Source organism: Siminovitchia jepli (genome assembly GCF_047228825.1).
In the GTDB taxonomy this organism is placed as follows: Bacteria; Bacillota; Bacilli; order Bacillales; family Bacillaceae_C; genus Siminovitchia.
Genome location: NZ_JBFEGN010000012.1, coordinates 1 through 15,277 on the forward strand (window position 1 = coordinate 1; position 15,277 = coordinate 15,277).

General features: G+C 44.3%; 15 protein-coding genes. 11 read left to right on the plus strand and 4 right to left on the minus strand.

The window, feature by feature from the left end:
- From AB1L08_RS07105 to AB1L08_RS07120, 4 genes are all read left to right on the plus strand, one after another.
- Positions 1 to 915 (plus strand): IS1634 family transposase (locus tag AB1L08_RS07105; RefSeq protein ID WP_413063971.1); only part of this gene is annotated, 915 nt, incomplete at its 5' end.
- A gap of 244 nt (positions 916 to 1,159) precedes the next feature.
- Entirely contained in the window at positions 1,160 to 1,579 is a 420-nt protein-coding gene (locus AB1L08_RS07110) for a VOC family protein (RefSeq protein WP_413063972.1), read from the plus strand.
- A gap of 104 nt (positions 1,580 to 1,683) precedes the next feature.
- Positions 1,684 to 2,109 carry a DUF1801 domain-containing protein gene (locus AB1L08_RS07115; protein WP_413063973.1) on the plus strand — a complete coding sequence of 142 codons (426 nt, stop codon included), beginning with the start codon at positions 1,684 to 1,686 and terminating at the stop codon, positions 2,107 to 2,109.
- A gap of 276 nt (positions 2,110 to 2,385) precedes the next feature.
- Positions 2,386 to 3,765: an FAD-binding oxidoreductase gene (locus AB1L08_RS07120; RefSeq protein ID WP_413063974.1), complete on the plus strand. Its 1,380-nt coding sequence runs from the start codon at positions 2,386 to 2,388 to the stop codon at positions 3,763 to 3,765.
- A gap of 29 nt (positions 3,766 to 3,794) precedes the next feature.
- On the opposite strand, the gene gdhA is transcribed toward AB1L08_RS07120, so the two are convergent.
- Positions 3,795 to 5,171 carry an NADP-specific glutamate dehydrogenase gene (gene gdhA, locus AB1L08_RS07125; RefSeq protein WP_413064031.1) on the minus strand — a complete coding sequence of 459 codons (1,377 nt, stop codon included), beginning with the start codon at positions 5,169 to 5,171 and terminating at the stop codon, positions 3,795 to 3,797.
- Positions 5,172 to 5,343: 172 nt separating this feature from the next.
- Between gdhA and gltC the strand changes: the two genes are divergently transcribed.
- From gltC to AB1L08_RS07155, 6 genes are all read left to right on the plus strand, one after another.
- Positions 5,344 to 6,246 (plus strand): glutamate biosynthesis transcriptional regulator GltC, encoded by a 903-nt coding sequence (gltC, locus tag AB1L08_RS07130; RefSeq protein ID WP_413063975.1) that lies wholly within the window; start codon positions 5,344 to 5,346, stop codon positions 6,244 to 6,246.
- A gap of 97 nt (positions 6,247 to 6,343) precedes the next feature.
- The gene (locus tag AB1L08_RS07135; protein ID WP_413063976.1) at positions 6,344 to 7,033 is read left to right on the plus strand and encodes a phosphoribosylaminoimidazolesuccinocarboxamide synthase; all 690 of its coding nucleotides are present in this window, start codon (positions 6,344 to 6,346) and stop codon (positions 7,031 to 7,033) included.
- Positions 7,034 to 7,069: 36 nt separating this feature from the next.
- A complete protein-coding gene (locus AB1L08_RS07140; protein ID WP_413063977.1) occupies positions 7,070 to 7,528 on the plus strand; it encodes a nucleoside deaminase in 459 nt (152 codons plus the stop codon).
- 1 nt (position 7,529) lies between these two features.
- On the plus strand, positions 7,530 to 8,312 hold the full coding sequence (locus AB1L08_RS07145) for a cobalamin-binding protein (protein ID WP_413063978.1): 783 nt from the start codon (positions 7,530 to 7,532) through the stop codon (positions 8,310 to 8,312).
- A 128-nt stretch (positions 8,313 to 8,440) separates the two neighbouring features.
- Positions 8,441 to 9,478 (plus strand): SepM family pheromone-processing serine protease, encoded by a 1,038-nt coding sequence (locus AB1L08_RS07150; RefSeq protein WP_413063979.1) that lies wholly within the window; start codon positions 8,441 to 8,443, stop codon positions 9,476 to 9,478.
- Between the two features lie 9 nt (positions 9,479 to 9,487).
- Positions 9,488 to 10,396, plus strand: coding sequence for a DUF1002 domain-containing protein (locus tag AB1L08_RS07155; protein WP_413063980.1), 909 nt, complete (start codon positions 9,488 to 9,490; stop codon positions 10,394 to 10,396).
- Positions 10,397 to 10,481: 85 nt separating this feature from the next.
- Here AB1L08_RS07155 and AB1L08_RS07160 read toward each other — a convergent pair whose 3' ends face one another.
- Together AB1L08_RS07160 and AB1L08_RS07165 are read right to left on the minus strand one after the other, a co-directional pair.
- Positions 10,482 to 11,501, minus strand: a complete 1,020-nt coding sequence (locus tag AB1L08_RS07160) for a DUF1646 family protein (RefSeq protein WP_413063981.1) — start codon at positions 11,499 to 11,501, stop codon at positions 10,482 to 10,484.
- Positions 11,502 to 11,922: 421 nt separating this feature from the next.
- A complete protein-coding gene (locus AB1L08_RS07165; protein WP_413063982.1) occupies positions 11,923 to 12,678 on the minus strand; it encodes an AAA family ATPase in 756 nt (251 codons plus the stop codon).
- 197 nt (positions 12,679 to 12,875) lie between these two features.
- Between AB1L08_RS07165 and AB1L08_RS07170 the strand changes: the two genes are divergently transcribed.
- Positions 12,876 to 14,459 carry a bifunctional metallophosphatase/5'-nucleotidase gene (locus tag AB1L08_RS07170; protein WP_413063983.1) on the plus strand — a complete coding sequence of 528 codons (1,584 nt, stop codon included), beginning with the start codon at positions 12,876 to 12,878 and terminating at the stop codon, positions 14,457 to 14,459.
- Here AB1L08_RS07170 and AB1L08_RS07175 read toward each other — a convergent pair.
- Positions 14,450 to 15,247, minus strand: a complete 798-nt coding sequence (locus tag AB1L08_RS07175; RefSeq protein WP_413063984.1) for a YihY/virulence factor BrkB family protein — start codon at positions 15,245 to 15,247, stop codon at positions 14,450 to 14,452. The genes AB1L08_RS07170 and AB1L08_RS07175 overlap by 10 nt on opposite strands.
- Between the last annotated feature and the right edge of the window lie 30 nt (positions 15,248 to 15,277).

Genomic DNA, 15,277 nt, shown 5'->3' on the forward strand with positions numbered 1-15,277 from the left:
CAGGCATACAGGAATGAAGCCGATTGGGTCCACGTTGGCCCCTTGAATGACAAAAAGGATGCCGCAACCTACCGGATACAAGGGGTCGAAGAGGAACTATACGGGCGTGATTATCGCTTTACCATCGTGCACTCCTCCACCCTCGACCGAAGAAAGCAAAAAAAGATTGACAAGCAGATCAAGGATGAACAATCCAAAGGGGAAAAGTCCATCAGGGAGTGGGGTAAGGTGGAGTACCATTGCCGGGAAGACGCCGATGCCCGATTGGCAGAATGCCTAAAGATGCCGTTGAAATTTCATAGGCTGGAAGGCATGGTTGTGCAAAAGGAACAGATCAAGCGGCGCCCTGGACGACCTTCCAAAACAGAAAAACCGCCCACCAAGACCTTTTATGTCTGTGAATTCACCCTTGTAAGGGATGAGGAACAGATTCAAAAACAGCGGGATATGGAAAGTACATTCGTCCTCATAAGCAATGCGAGCCGGGATAAAGTGCCCTCATGCCTCGGTCTGCTTCGTAGGTATAAATCACAGATTGAAGTGGAGAATCTTTTCAGGGCCTTGAAGCATCCATATTTTGTCCATGGCGTATTTTTAAAAAATGAAGCCAGGATCCTTGGGTTGTGCTATGTACTGGTGATAGGACTTCTCATCTACGCACTGATACAGCGTAGGGTGAGAATCAAGATTGCCGAAGAGGATAAACCGTTGCGACTATACGGAAAAAAATTTTACAGACCAACAGGAAAGACGATTCTCGAGCAGTTCGACTATGTAAGCGTAATAGAATTCAAAGGTACATCATTCACAGACGAAAAAAGAATGATGTCGAATATAAACGAAACAACGCAGCTGATATTACAGTGGTTGGGCCTTGATGAGAGCATATACCTAAAACGGAGCGGGGCGGGATAATCAAAAAATGTCGGGCGGAAAGGCCAAAATGTCGAAATAAGGGGAAGGAAAAACATTCCCCTATTAAAGTACGCCTTTTTAGGGACAATCCCTGAAGAAAAAAAGTAAAAAATGTCATTTTTCTATTTTACAATCTGACATAATACGATTAGCGGAAAATAGGATGCATGTTTCAATACCATTTTAAAAAAACGGGAGGGAACCGAAAATAAACACAAAAAGGGTAAACCATCAGCCCGAAGGAATGAAAACAGTCAATCCTTACTTAATGGTTGACAATGTAGCGCAGTTAATAGATTTTATAGAAACAGTATTCGGCGGAAATTTAAAGTATAAACTTGACAGACCAAACGGAACCATTATGCACGCTGAGATAATAATTGAAGATTCTATCATTATGGCGGGTGAGCCTATGGAGAAATATGGGTCAATGCCGGCATCCCTTTATCTTTACGTTCCAGACTGTGATGCCATTTACGAAAAAGCCCTTCAAAACGGAGCAGAACCGATCATGCCCCCGACGGATATGAAGCACGCAGGTGAAAGGTACGGAGGAGTAAAAGACGTTTCAGGTAATATTTGGTGGATTGCGACTCATATTGAAGACTTGACCCCTCAAGAACAGGCAAAGAGAATTCAAGAAATGAAAAATAACTGGGAATAAAGGGTATTCGGATGATCGTATGGAATACGCAAAATGAACGTAGGGTGCAATAACCAACTAAAGTACTTTGTAAGGAGTAATAAAATATGGAGGGATAAAAGAAAATGCCATCAAATAAAAAAACTGGTGAAAAGGAGAAATTGTCTGGTCCCGAACAGGTCGCAAAATTTATGAACAGCCTTGACCACCCCTTTAAAGAGGAAATAGCGGAAGTTAGAAAAATTATTTTAGGAACAAACAGCAGAATCACTGAAAAAATCAAATGGAATGCACCGAGTTTCTGTGTTGATGATGATGATAGAATAACCTTTAATCTCCATGGAAAAGGTTTTTTCCGACTGGTCTTTCACTGTGGAACTAAGGTCAAAAATACTGCAAATAAGGAACCTCTGTTTGTAGATAATACCGGATTATTGGAGTGGGCTACTGGAGATAGAGCCATAGCGAAATTTATTGATATGAATGATGTGAAATCCAAGGAAAATGACCTTAGAAAAGTCATAAATAAATGGATTGATATGACAATGTGAAAATTCAGGTATATTCAAAAGCTCCTTAACGTCATAGCAATATTAGCTTAGAACACGGGTAAATAAATAGATAAAATTGATTGAATTTACGAAATATTCTCCGAATACCCTTTTTAGGAGATTGCGGTTTCTATCCCCCTTTATAGGTGTGAACCCATCTAACAGATCCGGGCATTTTGCTTTAAGATTTTTCTCGAAAAAAATTCGCAAGGCGGCTCCTCCCATATGATATGATTGTTTAAAACACATTCTTTTAAAAAGCTGGGGGATTTGGCCATGACTGTATACGAAGAGATTTGTTCTTTAATCGGAAAGGATAAAGCGTCTGTCAATGAAACGCTTTTACTGCACCACAGCAAGGATGAGTCCGATCATAAAGCGGTGGAGCCGGATGTTGTCGTCTTTCCCGAATCAAAAGAAGATGTCGTCAAAATTGTTCAATATGCGAATGAGAACCGTATTCCGGTTGTGCCGTTCGGTGCAGGATCCGGTTTGGAAGGCCAGGCGATTCCAATTCATAAAGGGATTTCCATCAATTTTGAACGAATGAATAAAATCGTGGAAGTAAGGCCGGAAGATTTGGTTGCCATCGTTCAGCCCGGTGTAACGCGCGTGCAATTAAATGAAGAACTTAAAAAATATGGATTGTTTTTTTCAGTGGACCCCGGTGCGGATGCATCCATTGGCGGCATGGCTGCTACAAACGCCAGCGGTACGTTGACGGTTCGCTACGGAGGAATGCGGGATCAAATTTTGAATTTGGAAGCGGTGCTTGCCGACGGGCGCGTTATTCAAACAGGGAGCCTCGCCAAAAAATCTTCATCGGGATATCACTTAAATGGTTTATTTGCCGGATCTGAAGGGACGCTTGGCGTGTTTACGGAAATTGCCCTTAAGCTTCACGGCATTCCGGAAAACATCGTGGCAGCCCGCTGTTTTTTCAAAACAGTACGGGACTGTGTTGATGCGGCTGTTGCCATTTTGACTGCCGGCATTCCGATTGCCCGGATTGAACTGGTCGATTCCAGAAGCATCAAAGCAGTCAACGCATACTCCGACACCGATTACCCGGAGGCGCCGTCACTTTTTCTTGAATTCCACGGAAACCAGGCAGGAAATCAGGAAGACATCGATTTTGTAAAAGGGATTGTAGAAGAAGCAGGCTGCCTGGAATTTTTGTTTGAAACGGACTCTCTCAAGCGGGCAGTGTTATGGAAGGCGCGCCATGGATTAAATTATGCATTAAGGCATGGCAGTCCCGGGCAGGCAAGTTTAACAACGGATGTTTGTGTTCCGATATCCGCCCTTCCGGATAATGTGGCGTTTGCGGACAGCCAGTTGGATTCCCTTGGCTTAAAAGGCAGCATCGTGGGCCATGTGGGAGACGGAAATTTTCATGTCATGATTTTATTTGATCCGAATTCCCCCGGGGAAATCGCCAAAGCGAAAGAATTAAACCGACAAATTGTAAACAAAGCATTACTTTCAGGAGGAACGTGTACCGGGGAGCACGGGGTTGGCCTTGGGAAAATGGAGTTTCAAAGAAAAGAGCACGGGGAAGCCCTGGATGTCATGATTGGCTTTAAACAATTATTGGATCCGAACAATATTTTGAATCCCGGAAAAGTCCTTCCGGTCCATAAAAAAAATGCGTAGAGAACCGATTTTCCCTACGCATTTTCATTTTAGATGATCCCTTGAAACAGCATCGCGTCCGCTACTTTTATAAATCCGGCGATATTGGCGCCCGCAACGAGGTTGCCGTTCATGCCGTATTCATCCGCCGCTTTTATGCTGTCCTGATAAATGTTCCTCATGATGTTTTTCAGTTCTTTGTCTACCTTTTCGAATGACCATGGCATTCTTGAGCTGTTCTGCGCCATTTCGAGGGCGGATACAGCCACGCCGCCGGCGTTGGATGCTTTGCCCGGTGCATAAAGGACCTCATTATTAAGGAAGATTTCCGCTGCGTCATGCGTACAAGGCATGTTTGCCCCTTCTCCGACCGCTTTTACTCCATTTTCTACGAGGGTTTCAGCCGCTTTCTTGTCCAATTCATTTTGCGTTGCACATGGAAGGGCGATGTCGCAAGGAATTGTCCAGATATTTTCACTGCCCTCAAAATATCGGGCATTCGGGCGTTCGTCAATGTATTCGCAAATTCTTGATCTTTCAACTTCTTTTAAGTGCTTTAATGTTTCAAGACAAATGCCTTCAGGATCGTAAATGTATCCGTTTGAATCGCTGCACGCAACGACTTTTGCACCGAATTGCTGCGCTTTTTCAATCGCATAGATCGATACGTTTCCTGATCCGGAGACGACCACGGTTTTTCCTTCGAAGCTCATTCCCTTGTCTTTGAGCATTTCTTCCACAAAATAAACAAGGCCGTATCCGGTCGCTTCCGTCCGTGCAAGGCTTCCGCCGTAACCAACGCCTTTTCCTGTCAGGACGCCAGCGTCAAAGTGGCCGCGCATTCTGCGGTATTGGCCGAACATGTAGCCGATTTCCCGGGCGCCTACGCCAATATCGCCGGCCGGAACGTCAACATCAGATCCGATATATTTGCTGAGCTCTGTCATAAAGCTTTGTGTGAATCGCATGATTTCAGCATCAGATTTGCCTTTCGGGTCAAAGTCCGCCCCGCCTTTGCCGCCGCCGATCGCCTGACCTGTCAAGGCGTTCTTGAAAATTTGTTCAAATCCCAAAAATTTGATGATGCTGGCGTTGACGGAAGGATGGAATCTTAACCCGCCTTTATATGGTCCCAATGCACTGTTATATTGTACCCGGAAGCCGCGGTTTACTCTCACTTTGCCTTGGTCGTCCACCCATGGCACACGGAATGTAATCATGCGCTCCGGTTCTACAATTCTTTCAAGAATACCATTTTCCATATATTGCGGATGTTTGACGAATACAGGAAGAAGAGAGTGGAATATTTCCTGAACGGCTTGTAAAAATTCCGGCTCGTTTGCATTTCTTTCCTTTACAGTGTGATATACATTGTCAATGTAGGCTTTTGCTGCTTTTACTTTATGATTTTCCATTTTCATAATCATCGCCATTGTTTTCACTCCCGTTCACCAATATTTTCAAATCATTTTCATAAATTTCCACGTTCTAAAAACTTGGTACAATTCATTTTATCTTTTACAATTAATCTATACAATATGAATATGAGATAAATTTAATGCCAAAATTAGATCAATCGTTTGAGAGGGGGTTTATAGGGTGGAATTGAGACAAATTCAATACTTTATAGAAGTGGCCAAAAGGGAACATATGACAGAAGCGGCCGAGGCGCTGCATGTTGCCCAGTCGGCTGTGAGCAGGCAAATTGTCAACCTGGAGGCGGAGCTTGGAATTGATTTATTCATTCGTGAAGGCCGGAACATTCGCTTGACGGCAATTGGACAAATGTTTCTTGAGAAAATGGAACATGCCATGGACTTGATTGAGCAGGCGCAAAGAGAGATCGAAGAGCGTCTTGATCCCGAAAAAGGAACGGTCCGCATCGGTTTTCCGAGCAGCTTGGCGGCATACTTGCTGCCAACGGTGATATCCGCATTTAGAAAAAACCATCCCAATGTAAAAATCCAGCTTTACCAGGATTCTTATCGCCATCTTGTGGATGCCGTTGTAATGGGAAATGTCGATCTGGCTTTGCTGGGACCGGTTCCGACAAAGGAAACAAGGGTCAAAAGTGAGATTTTATTCGTTGAAAATCTTGTGGCCTTGCTGCATATTGGCCATCCGCTGGCATCCAAAGCGTCCATTCACCTGGATGAATTGCGGGGGGATCCGTTTATTTTATCTCCAAAGGAATATATCATGCGGAGCATTGTAGAAAATGCATGTCGGCAATATGGATTTATGCCGGCGGTCTCTTTTGAAGGCAAGGATATTGATGCGATCAAAGGGCTTGTTGCCGCGGGATTGGGGGTAACATTGCTCCCTGAAATTACACTGGTCGACAGCTTGCCGCGCTCAACGGCAAAAGTTCCTCTTTCTGAACCGCATGTAACTCGGACTGTTGGAATGATTATCCCCAAAAACCGAAAATTGCTCCCGACAGAATTGGTTTTTCATCAGTTTTTAAAGGGATTTTTCCAAAAACTGAGCGGTTACCGTTAATGTGGTTATTGGTAGAAACAATGAGACATACGTATTCATTTGATGTATATTAATAGGTGAGATTCAGTAAAATTTTATCAACATATGGGGGGCCTTTATGAAACTGACGTATGAAGGAAAAACAAAAAATGTGTATGAGCTTGAAGACGGGAACTATTTGCTTCAGTTTAAGGATGATGTCACCGGCGAAGACGGAGTTTTTGACCCCGGGGCCAATACTGTCGGATTGACAATTGAAGGAGCAGGACAAACCGGTCTTCGGTTGACAAAATACTTTTTTGAACTTTTGGAGGACAAGGGCATACCCACCCATTATGTGAGCGCAAATGTGCAAGAAAATACGATGATTGTCAAGCCGGCCAAAATATTTGGAAACGGGCTTGAAGTGATTTGCCGCTACAGGGCTGTGGGAAGTTTTTACCGCAGGTATGGTGCATATTGCGAGGAAGGACAGCCGCTGGACGGATTTATTGAAGTTACACTGAAGGACGATGAGCGCCAGGATCCCCCCATCAGCGAAGATGCGTTGGCCATGCTGGGCATTTTAACGTACGAAGAATATAGGCAGTTGAAGGAACTTGCGGGAAAAATCGGCGGAATCGTAAAAGATGCGTTAAGTGAACGAGGAATTGAGTTGTACGACATTAAATTTGAATTTGGCAGGGTAGGCGCAAACGGGAAAATGACACTGATTGACGAAATTTCAGGCGGAAACATGCGGGCGTATAAAAACGGCCAATATATTGAGCCGCTTGAGCTTGGCAGGTTGATGCTGAACGGTGAGTAAATAAAGTCCATTTTCGACAAATTCGGGAGGGGTAAAATGGATCGATTTATGCAAAAAGCCGTGGAGCTGGCGAATCATAATGTGGACGAAGGCGGTACGCCTTTCGGAGCTGTTCTTGTAAAAAATGGCGAAGTGATTGCTGAAGGGGTCAACGAGCTCCACAAAAAGTTTGATGTGAGCGGGCATGCCGAGCTTTTGGCCATCCGAAAAGCCCAGGAACAATTACAGACCCACGATTTAAGCGGCTCGATTATGTATGCAAGCGGAGAACCGTGCCCCATGTGCATGACGGCCATTTATTATGCGGGGATCGAAACGGTCTATTTTGGCGGATCCATTGAGGAAGCCAAGAAGGCAGGCATGGGTGCATCTGTTTACATATATAACGAACTGGCTTTACCAAGGGAGAAAAGAGCCGTCAAAATGATTCATATGCCTCTTGCCGGTGATGTGAAAGACCCCATGAAACATTGGCAAAGCAGAGAGGGAAAATAATATGCGGATTGTATCCATCTGCCCAAGCAATACGGAAGTAGTCGGGTATTTGGGGAAAGCGGACATGCTGGTTGCTGTTGATGATTATTCCAATTGGCCGGATGAAGTGGCGGATTTGCCGCGGGTAGGGCCCGATCTTGCAATCGATATGGACAAAGTCGAGTCCCTCGGCCCGGACCTTGTTCTGGCTTCCCTCAGTGTCCCGGGAATGGAGAAAAATATTTACGAGCTAAACAAAAGGGGAATCCCGCATATCACATTAAATCCGAATTCTTTAGAGGATATCGCAAAAGATATCGAAACAGTCGGAGAAGCGCTCCATTGTAAGGAAACCGGCGCCGAAAAGGCCCGCACCTTTCGGGAGAGCGTCCACCGTTACAGAAAGTTTGCCGATGAGAAAATTGAAAAACCTTCCCTCTATTGGGAATGGTGGCCAAAGCCGGTTTTTACCCCTGGTAGAGCGAATTGGTTAACGGAAATAAGCGAGCTTGCCGGTGCGTATAACGTTTTTGCAACAGAACCGGAGGCAAATGTACAATCTGACTGGGAAGAAGTGCGGAAAAGAAATCCGGATCATATTTGTATGGTGTGGGTCGGAGTTGATGAAGAAAAAGTAAATCCCGGTTTGCTGATGAAACGGCCGGGATGGGAAGAGATGAAGGCAGTAAAAAATCAATCTGTCCATATCCTTGGAGATTCCCTTTATTGCCGGCCCTCGCCAAGGCTTCTTCTCGGACTAGACAAGCTGATTCATACTTTGTGGGGTCAGTCCCCGCCGCGGTAACGTACCGAATGGCGGGGACTGATTTGTTTAACGGAAAGCAAAACCGGGCACTTTTTCTTTATACAATCGTTCGCTTTCAAGTAAAATAAAAATGAATGATTTTTTTCTAAGAAAGAAAGGGATAAATAATGACGCATTCAATGAAAAGCAGCAGAAAAAAAAGAATACTAATGGGCATTTTCATCTTGCTTACCGTCTCATTATTTATTCCTACCCCCTATTATATTTTTCAGCCTGGATCCGTTGAGGAGTTGAGCTCTAAAGTAGCGGTGGAGAACGCGAACCCGTCTTCGGAAGGGAAGCTGTATTTAACTACAGTCCTTTCGATGAGGGCCAGCAATATATATTATTTGGCTTACGGGCTTCTTGCACCTCACGCTGCCGTGGAACGTTCCACGAGTGTAAAAGGGGACATGACAGATAAAGAATACAACCGCTGGCTTGAATACTTGATGAATTCCTCCCAGAAAAATGCCATCATTGCAGGTTTGCAAGCTGCCGGGGAGGACGTCGTGATTCACGCTAAAGGCGTCGTCGTCCAAACGGTTAACGACAAGTCCAGGGCAAAAGGGATCCTTGAAGCAGGGGACATCATTCATTCGGTAGACGATGTGCCAGTACGCAATTCCTCTGATTTGCTTTCGTATTTAAAAGGAAAAAATGCAGGAGATATTGTGACGGTTGCATTTCAACGGGACGGAAAAAAGAAAAGCGGGGACATTGAACTCATTCCGCTTGTCCATTCGGAAACAAAAGCAGGTCTTGGCATCGTTCTTTCTGATCATACGGAAATGGAAACATCCCGGAATGTAAAAATTCAAGCCGGAGATATAGGCGGGCCGTCTGCAGGATTCATGTTTTCATTGGAAGTTTATAAACAGCTTCAAAAAGAAGATATAACGAAAGGTTATAATATAGCCGGTACAGGTACAATTGACCAGAACGGAAGGGTGGGCCAAATCGGCGGCATTCGTGAAAAAATTGCAGCGGTTGATCAAGCGGATATCGATATATTTTTTTGTCCGAGAGATATTGCCCCAGGAGATACAAATGAAAAAGAAGTTTTGGAGGAAGCCGGGAAATATGGCTATGACGTGAAAATTGTTCCAGTTGAAACGCTGGAGGAAGCCATCCAATTTTTGGAGAAACTTCCGCCGAAACAATAGGAGGGAATTATGTTGTTTAAACGCATTGGAAAAGCAGTCATATTGGGTCTGATTTGTTCGGTACTTGTTTTTTCCGGACAAAAGATTGCAGGAGCGCAGACAGACGATGTCATCAATGAGAAGCTGGGCGTTCCAATTGTGGTGTATGGGGAAACTTTAACGAAGGAGCAAAAGGATGAGGTGCGCAAGCTGCTCAAAGTGACCAATCCGGAAAATGTCGACGAAATCACGGTAACCGCCCAGGATTTGGCGCGTTTGATTGACGGAAACCCAAACTCCCGCATGTTTTCTTCAGCCAAAATTACCTTGAAGGAAAAGGGGAATGGGCTTGTCGTTTCCATAGTGACCCCGGAAAATATTACGGAAGTAACCAGTGAAATGTATGCAAATGCCCTGTTAACGGCAGGTGTCGAAAATGCCAATGTAGACGTTGCTTCGCCTGTGAAAGTAACCGGGCACTCCGCACTTGTGGGGATTTATAAAGCATATGAATCAAAAGGCGAAGTTCTCGACAAAGAGCGCATGGAGGTGGCGAACGAAGAATTGAGCCTTGCAACCGAGCTCGCTGAAAAAGAAGGAATGGACGATGAAAAAGTCACGGAACTGCTGACTGAAATTAAGAAAATGATCGCCGAACAAAATCCGGCCACGAGGGAAGATGTGGAACAAATTGTTGAAGAGCAATTGAATAAGATGAACATCGAGTTAAGCGAAAAGGACCGTCAGTTATTAATTGACCTGTTTGATAAAATGAGGTCACTTGAAATTGATTTTGGCGGTGTGAAGCAGCAGCTTGAAGACATTTCGAAAGATATTAAGGAAAAATTGGAGGGAGTCGTAGGCGATGAAGGGTTTTGGGACAGCGTCGCAAAGTTCTTCCAAAAATTAGTCGACTCCATCCGCAATTTATTCAAATAAACAGAAAAAACTCCCGAAGGTAGTGCACCCCAAAGTTAGGTTTTCACTCTCACTTTTGGGGTCACCACCGAACGGGAGTTTTTTGTTAGACGTAGAACATAAGGATTACGATAAAGTATAACACCATTGCAATCAATCCGACCGGAACGCCGAAACGTGCCCACTCGCTGCTTGTAATGTTTAACTTGCCGGCGGCAATAATGTTCGGTATATTTCCGGGAATCAGCATTCCTCCACTGATGAGAAGACCCAACAAGATAGAAATTAAGGTCGTGTCATCCATTTGGGGGCTGATTTCTGCTGCGGCTAAAGTGGCATTATCCAAAATAGCGGAAATCATGTTAATCCAATATAAAATTTGCGGGCTCAATCCAAGTAAATATCTTTCGATAAACGGTTCAAAGCCGGCACCAAGCAGGGTCAGTCCCATCACGAACAAATACACTTTAAAAGCCCTGATAAAAATTTCTTTATAGCTTTCAGATTCCAGTTTGGCTGAAAGCCCTTGGTCATTTCCTTTTGGGTTGACCATAACGGCTGCAAGGATGCCAAATAATATGACAGCCGGTATTACATCAGGGCCAATTAAACGGATCAAATAGAAAAAGTCCGCGTTTAATTTGCTTACGGCAATCGTCGATAACGGTTCGCCGATCGGCGTTAAAGCAGCCCCAAGTCCGATGGAGAAACACGCCAATATCACAAGGCGGATTTCTGATTTTCTTTCAAGACGGAGTACGCTTACAATGACCACTAAAACGATTGCAGCAATAATGGCCGTAATGATACTGGAGATGAGTCCAAGAATAATAACAACCAAAGCGAGGAAAAGTCGTGACGGGATGGCCCGGCTCATTCCCAAAATGCCATTTTCAATAGACGTCTGAAACCACTTAAATAATAAGCCGGCAATCAGCACTGCCAACGTAATATGTATGGGATCCACCAACGCCTTTGTAAAAAGAGCGCCTGTAAGCACCTGGCTGATTATGGCAGCCAACAGCCCCATGATAAATAAAAAGGCTTCCAAGTTCTTTTCAACGGCATGAACGGTAAACGGTAAAAATAGAACGAGAATTAATATAATCGTTAAACCTAAAATCATATACTCCTGTCCTTTTCTTTTTTCTTTCCATTATAACATAATTAGACATGATTGAAATCATGGAAATGAAGGAAAAGGATCAAAGTTTAGAAGAAAGTGTCGGGTTTTGTGCTCCGAGTTACGAGACAAAAAAAGTGCGGGAGAATGTTGTTTCCCGCATTTGCTCCTGCATGCCGCCGGCGATTTTTTCATGTTCAAAAAGGCTTGGGCGTTACCAGGGATCTTTCCAATGCCGGTATATCGGGGCGGGCTGATGATACACGGCGGCTCCGGCAATTTCGGCAGTTACTTTCAGTTATTTTGCTGATTTAATCAACGGCACATTTTCATTGTCCGAACGTAAAGTAATGATGAGGGGAAGTTTGCCATAAAGGAGTGGTCAACAGGGGGGCAGATCCGAAAAAAAGCGAAAAAAAACCAGTTATTGACCAAATAAGTGAAAAAGCAACCGGTCTTTATCCTCGAAAAATTGTTTCATGATGGAATAGTGCCCGGTGCTTTCCAATTCTGTTTTTCTTAATCCATCATTAGTAAATTCATATATAAGAGAATCAGGATACGCCATGATGATGGGCGAATGAGTTGCCACAATAAACTGGGAGGACTGCCCTGCGAGTTCATGCATGCGTGACAGCATTGACAATTGCCTTAAAGGGGACAATGCCGCTTCCGGTTCATCCAATATATATAGGCCGTTTCCTCTAAACCGATTCATGAAGGCGGCAAAAAAAGACTCGCCGTGTGACTGTTCATGCAGTGAAATACCCCCGAACTGATCAATGATGCGGGGTCCGCCCCTTTCTTGATCAAGCTCTTCAATATAAGTAGCCAAATTATAAAATGTCTCTGCTCTCAGAAAAAACCCGTCCTTCGGTTTTTGGACCCCCTTTATCAGCCGAAGATGCTGCTCCAATTCCGAATGGGAGTTATGGGTTGAAAAGTTAAAATGAAATGTGCCGCCTTCCGGGTTGAAGCCTGCCGCAATGGCGACGGCTTCTAACAGTGTTGATTTCCCCATGCCGTTTTCTCCGACAAAGTAGGTAACTTGTGGGTGAAAAGGAAGTTGCTGAAGATTTTTGACGGCTGGAAGGTTAAATGGATATTTGTCAATGGAATGTATTTTTTCATGTTTTAATGTAACTCTTTTAATATATTGATTTGATTGATTTAACCTCATCTGAATCGCTCCAAAACATATATTGATTCCATCTTACACCAATGACAGGAAAAAATCGTGAAAGAATGGCAAGTTTTTTATTTCCCCGGCAATAATCGACAGTTTTCCATTGGGTGATTTGAGGCAAGCTTCTTGCCACTGTCAACTTTCCATTATAATATTATGGTTAATTTATAATTTGAGGAGACATCATAGCCATGGAAAAAACAAAACTCGTGGTCCTGCAAACAAGCGATGTACACGGCCATATTTTTCCCATAAACTATGGAACGAATGAATATGCAGATGTCGGGCTCGGCAAAATTTCCACCCTTGTACAAGATGAACGGAGGCAAAATGACCATGTCCTGTTAATTGATAACGGCGATCTGATCCAGGGAACGCCGTTAACGTATCAATATGTCCGCTCGGATTCCAAAAACCGCCTTCCAAATCCGATGGTGGTTGTATTGAATGAACTTGAGTATGATGCGGGCGTTTTGGGAAACCACGAATTCAATTACGGCCTGGAAGTACTTAAAGCCGCGGTATCCCAGGCCCGGTATCCGTGGCTGTCCGCCAATATTTTAAACATGGCCGACGGCAAGCCGTATTTTGGAAAGCCTTACACAATAAGGACATTTTCAAATGGATTGAAAGCGGCCGTACTCGGTTTGACGACGCCTTATGTCCCTTATTGGGAAAAACCGGAGCATATACGGGGGCTCACTTTTGACGATCCGGTTGAGACGGCGAAAAAATGGGTGCCGTTTCTGAAAGAAAAGGAAAAGGCCGACGTCATCATTGTTTCATATCATGGCGGATTCGAGCGCGATTTGGATACGGGCAAGCCGATTGAAAAAATAACCCGCGAGAACCAGGGCTATCGCCTGTGCCAGGAAGTCGAAGGAATTGATGTGCTGTTGACCGGGCACCAGCATCGGCAAATTGCGGAAAAAAAAGTGAACGGCGTTGTCGTCCTTCAGCCGGGAAGCTTGGGATCTTTTCTTGGAAAAGTCGAAATTGAACTGGAAAAAAGGAATGGGCAATGGAAGGTTATACATAAGCAGTCGAAGTTATTGCCCGTTAAAGGTGTCCCCGAGGATCAGACAGTACTGAAAAAGGTAAAAGTGTATGAACAGATCACACAGCAATGGCTTGACCAGCCGATCGGCAAAATAAAAGGGGACATGCTCGTAAAAAACGCCATGGAAATCAGGCTGCGGGATCATGCATTAATTGAGTTTATTAATAAGGTGCAAATGGATGCCGCAGGTGTCGATATTTCGACAACGGCCCTGTTTGACAACGAATCACCAGGATTTCCGGAGAACGTCACGATGAGGGACGTGGTCTCAAATTACATATATCCAAACACGCTGAAAGTTGTACGCATTACGGGAAAAGACATGAAAGCTGCACTTGAGCGCTCGGCTTCTTATTTTAAACAATATAAAGGCGGGGAAATTGAAGTCAATCCGGCATTTACGACTCCAAAGCCGCAGCATTACAATTATGACATGTGGGAAGGAATCGAGTACTTGATCAATATTTCACGGCCGGAAGGAGAGCGGGTCGTCAAGCTTCATTATAAAGGTGCGCCTGTTAAGCCCGACGCCCATTACGATGTCGTGATGAGCAACTACCGCGCCGGTGGCGGAGGCCAGTATTTTATGTATCAAGGCAAACCGGTCATTAAGGAAATTACAACGGATGTTTCCGAACTGATTGCCAACTATTTATTAAAAAGAAAAACAGTAAACGCAACGGTTAACAATAATTGGAAAGTGATTCACGATTGATGAATAAATTCGGCATTGACGAGGCCCCCGGTCAGGAGGACAGCTGCCGTTAAATAAAACCAAACCATGAGCGCCACCATGCTGCTGAGCTGTCCGTAAAGCAAGGAGTAATTAACATAAGCAACATAATAAGAAAATCCGACCGATACGGCCTGCCATGCAATCGTTGAAAAAACCGCCCCTGGAAGAACTGAAGAGAACGGAACCTTGTCACTCGGTACAAGCTTGTAAAAGAACAGAAAGAACAAAAATAAATATAAAGAACCAATTCCCCATTTAATGATCATCCATGAGTGATAGGACATGGGGGAGAGCTCCAAATGGGCGGAAAGAAAGATTCGGCCAATTTCCTCTCCGATGGGGACGAGAAGGGAAATCGTTAATGTCACCATCATGACCGCGGTCAGAAATAAATCCTTGCCAAAAACGAGAAAAAAGCTTTCTTTTCGGTTAATCCCGTAGGCATCATTCATGGCCCGGACAAGCGACTGCACGGCCATGAAGGAGACCCAGAAAGCAGCGAGCAAACTGATCGAAGCCAGCCTTGTCCGGTGCTGGCTTAAAATGGCCATAACATTGCTTTCGATCAGTTTATAACTTCCTTTTGGGGCGTATTGCTGAATGGCTGTCAGGACATCGGCTGAATGGACCGGTAAAAAACTGAGCAGGGAAATGACGAAAATCAGAAAGGGAAAGATGGATAACATAAAAAAATAAGCCATTTGTGCTGATTGATCATGAAACCGTTCGACAAAAAAACGCTTGAAAACAGAAGAAACGATTTTCATATCTTTTCCCTCCGAGCTGTACTTCGTTTC

What these genes read in the sequence shown, in the direction of transcription:
- AB1L08_RS07110 (WP_413063972.1), top strand. Translation starts at nt 1,160, where the DNA reads ATGAAAACAGTCAATCCTTACTTAATGGTTGACAATGTAGCGCAGTTA.
- AB1L08_RS07115 (WP_413063973.1), top strand. Translation starts at nt 1,684, where the DNA reads ATGCCATCAAATAAAAAAACTGGTGAAAAGGAGAAATTGTCTGGTCCC.
- AB1L08_RS07120 (WP_413063974.1), top strand. Translation starts at nt 2,386, where the DNA reads ATGACTGTATACGAAGAGATTTGTTCTTTAATCGGAAAGGATAAAGCG.
- gdhA (WP_413064031.1), bottom strand. Translation starts at nt 5,171, where the DNA reads ATGATTATGAAAATGGAAAATCATAAAGTAAAAGCAGCAAAAGCCTAC.
- AB1L08_RS07135 (WP_413063976.1), top strand. Translation starts at nt 6,344, where the DNA reads ATGAAACTGACGTATGAAGGAAAAACAAAAAATGTGTATGAGCTTGAA.
- AB1L08_RS07140 (WP_413063977.1), top strand. Translation starts at nt 7,070, where the DNA reads ATGGATCGATTTATGCAAAAAGCCGTGGAGCTGGCGAATCATAATGTG.
- AB1L08_RS07145 (WP_413063978.1), top strand. Translation starts at nt 7,530, where the DNA reads ATGCGGATTGTATCCATCTGCCCAAGCAATACGGAAGTAGTCGGGTAT.
- AB1L08_RS07150 (WP_413063979.1), top strand. Translation starts at nt 8,441, where the DNA reads ATGACGCATTCAATGAAAAGCAGCAGAAAAAAAAGAATACTAATGGGC.
- AB1L08_RS07155 (WP_413063980.1), top strand. Translation starts at nt 9,488, where the DNA reads ATGTTGTTTAAACGCATTGGAAAAGCAGTCATATTGGGTCTGATTTGT.
- AB1L08_RS07160 (WP_413063981.1), bottom strand. Translation starts at nt 11,501, where the DNA reads ATGATTTTAGGTTTAACGATTATATTAATTCTCGTTCTATTTTTACCG.
- AB1L08_RS07165 (WP_413063982.1), bottom strand. Translation starts at nt 12,678, where the DNA reads ATGAGGTTAAATCAATCAAATCAATATATTAAAAGAGTTACATTAAAA.
- AB1L08_RS07170 (WP_413063983.1), top strand. Translation starts at nt 12,876, where the DNA reads ATGGAAAAAACAAAACTCGTGGTCCTGCAAACAAGCGATGTACACGGC.
- AB1L08_RS07175 (WP_413063984.1), bottom strand. Translation starts at nt 15,247, where the DNA reads ATGAAAATCGTTTCTTCTGTTTTCAAGCGTTTTTTTGTCGAACGGTTT.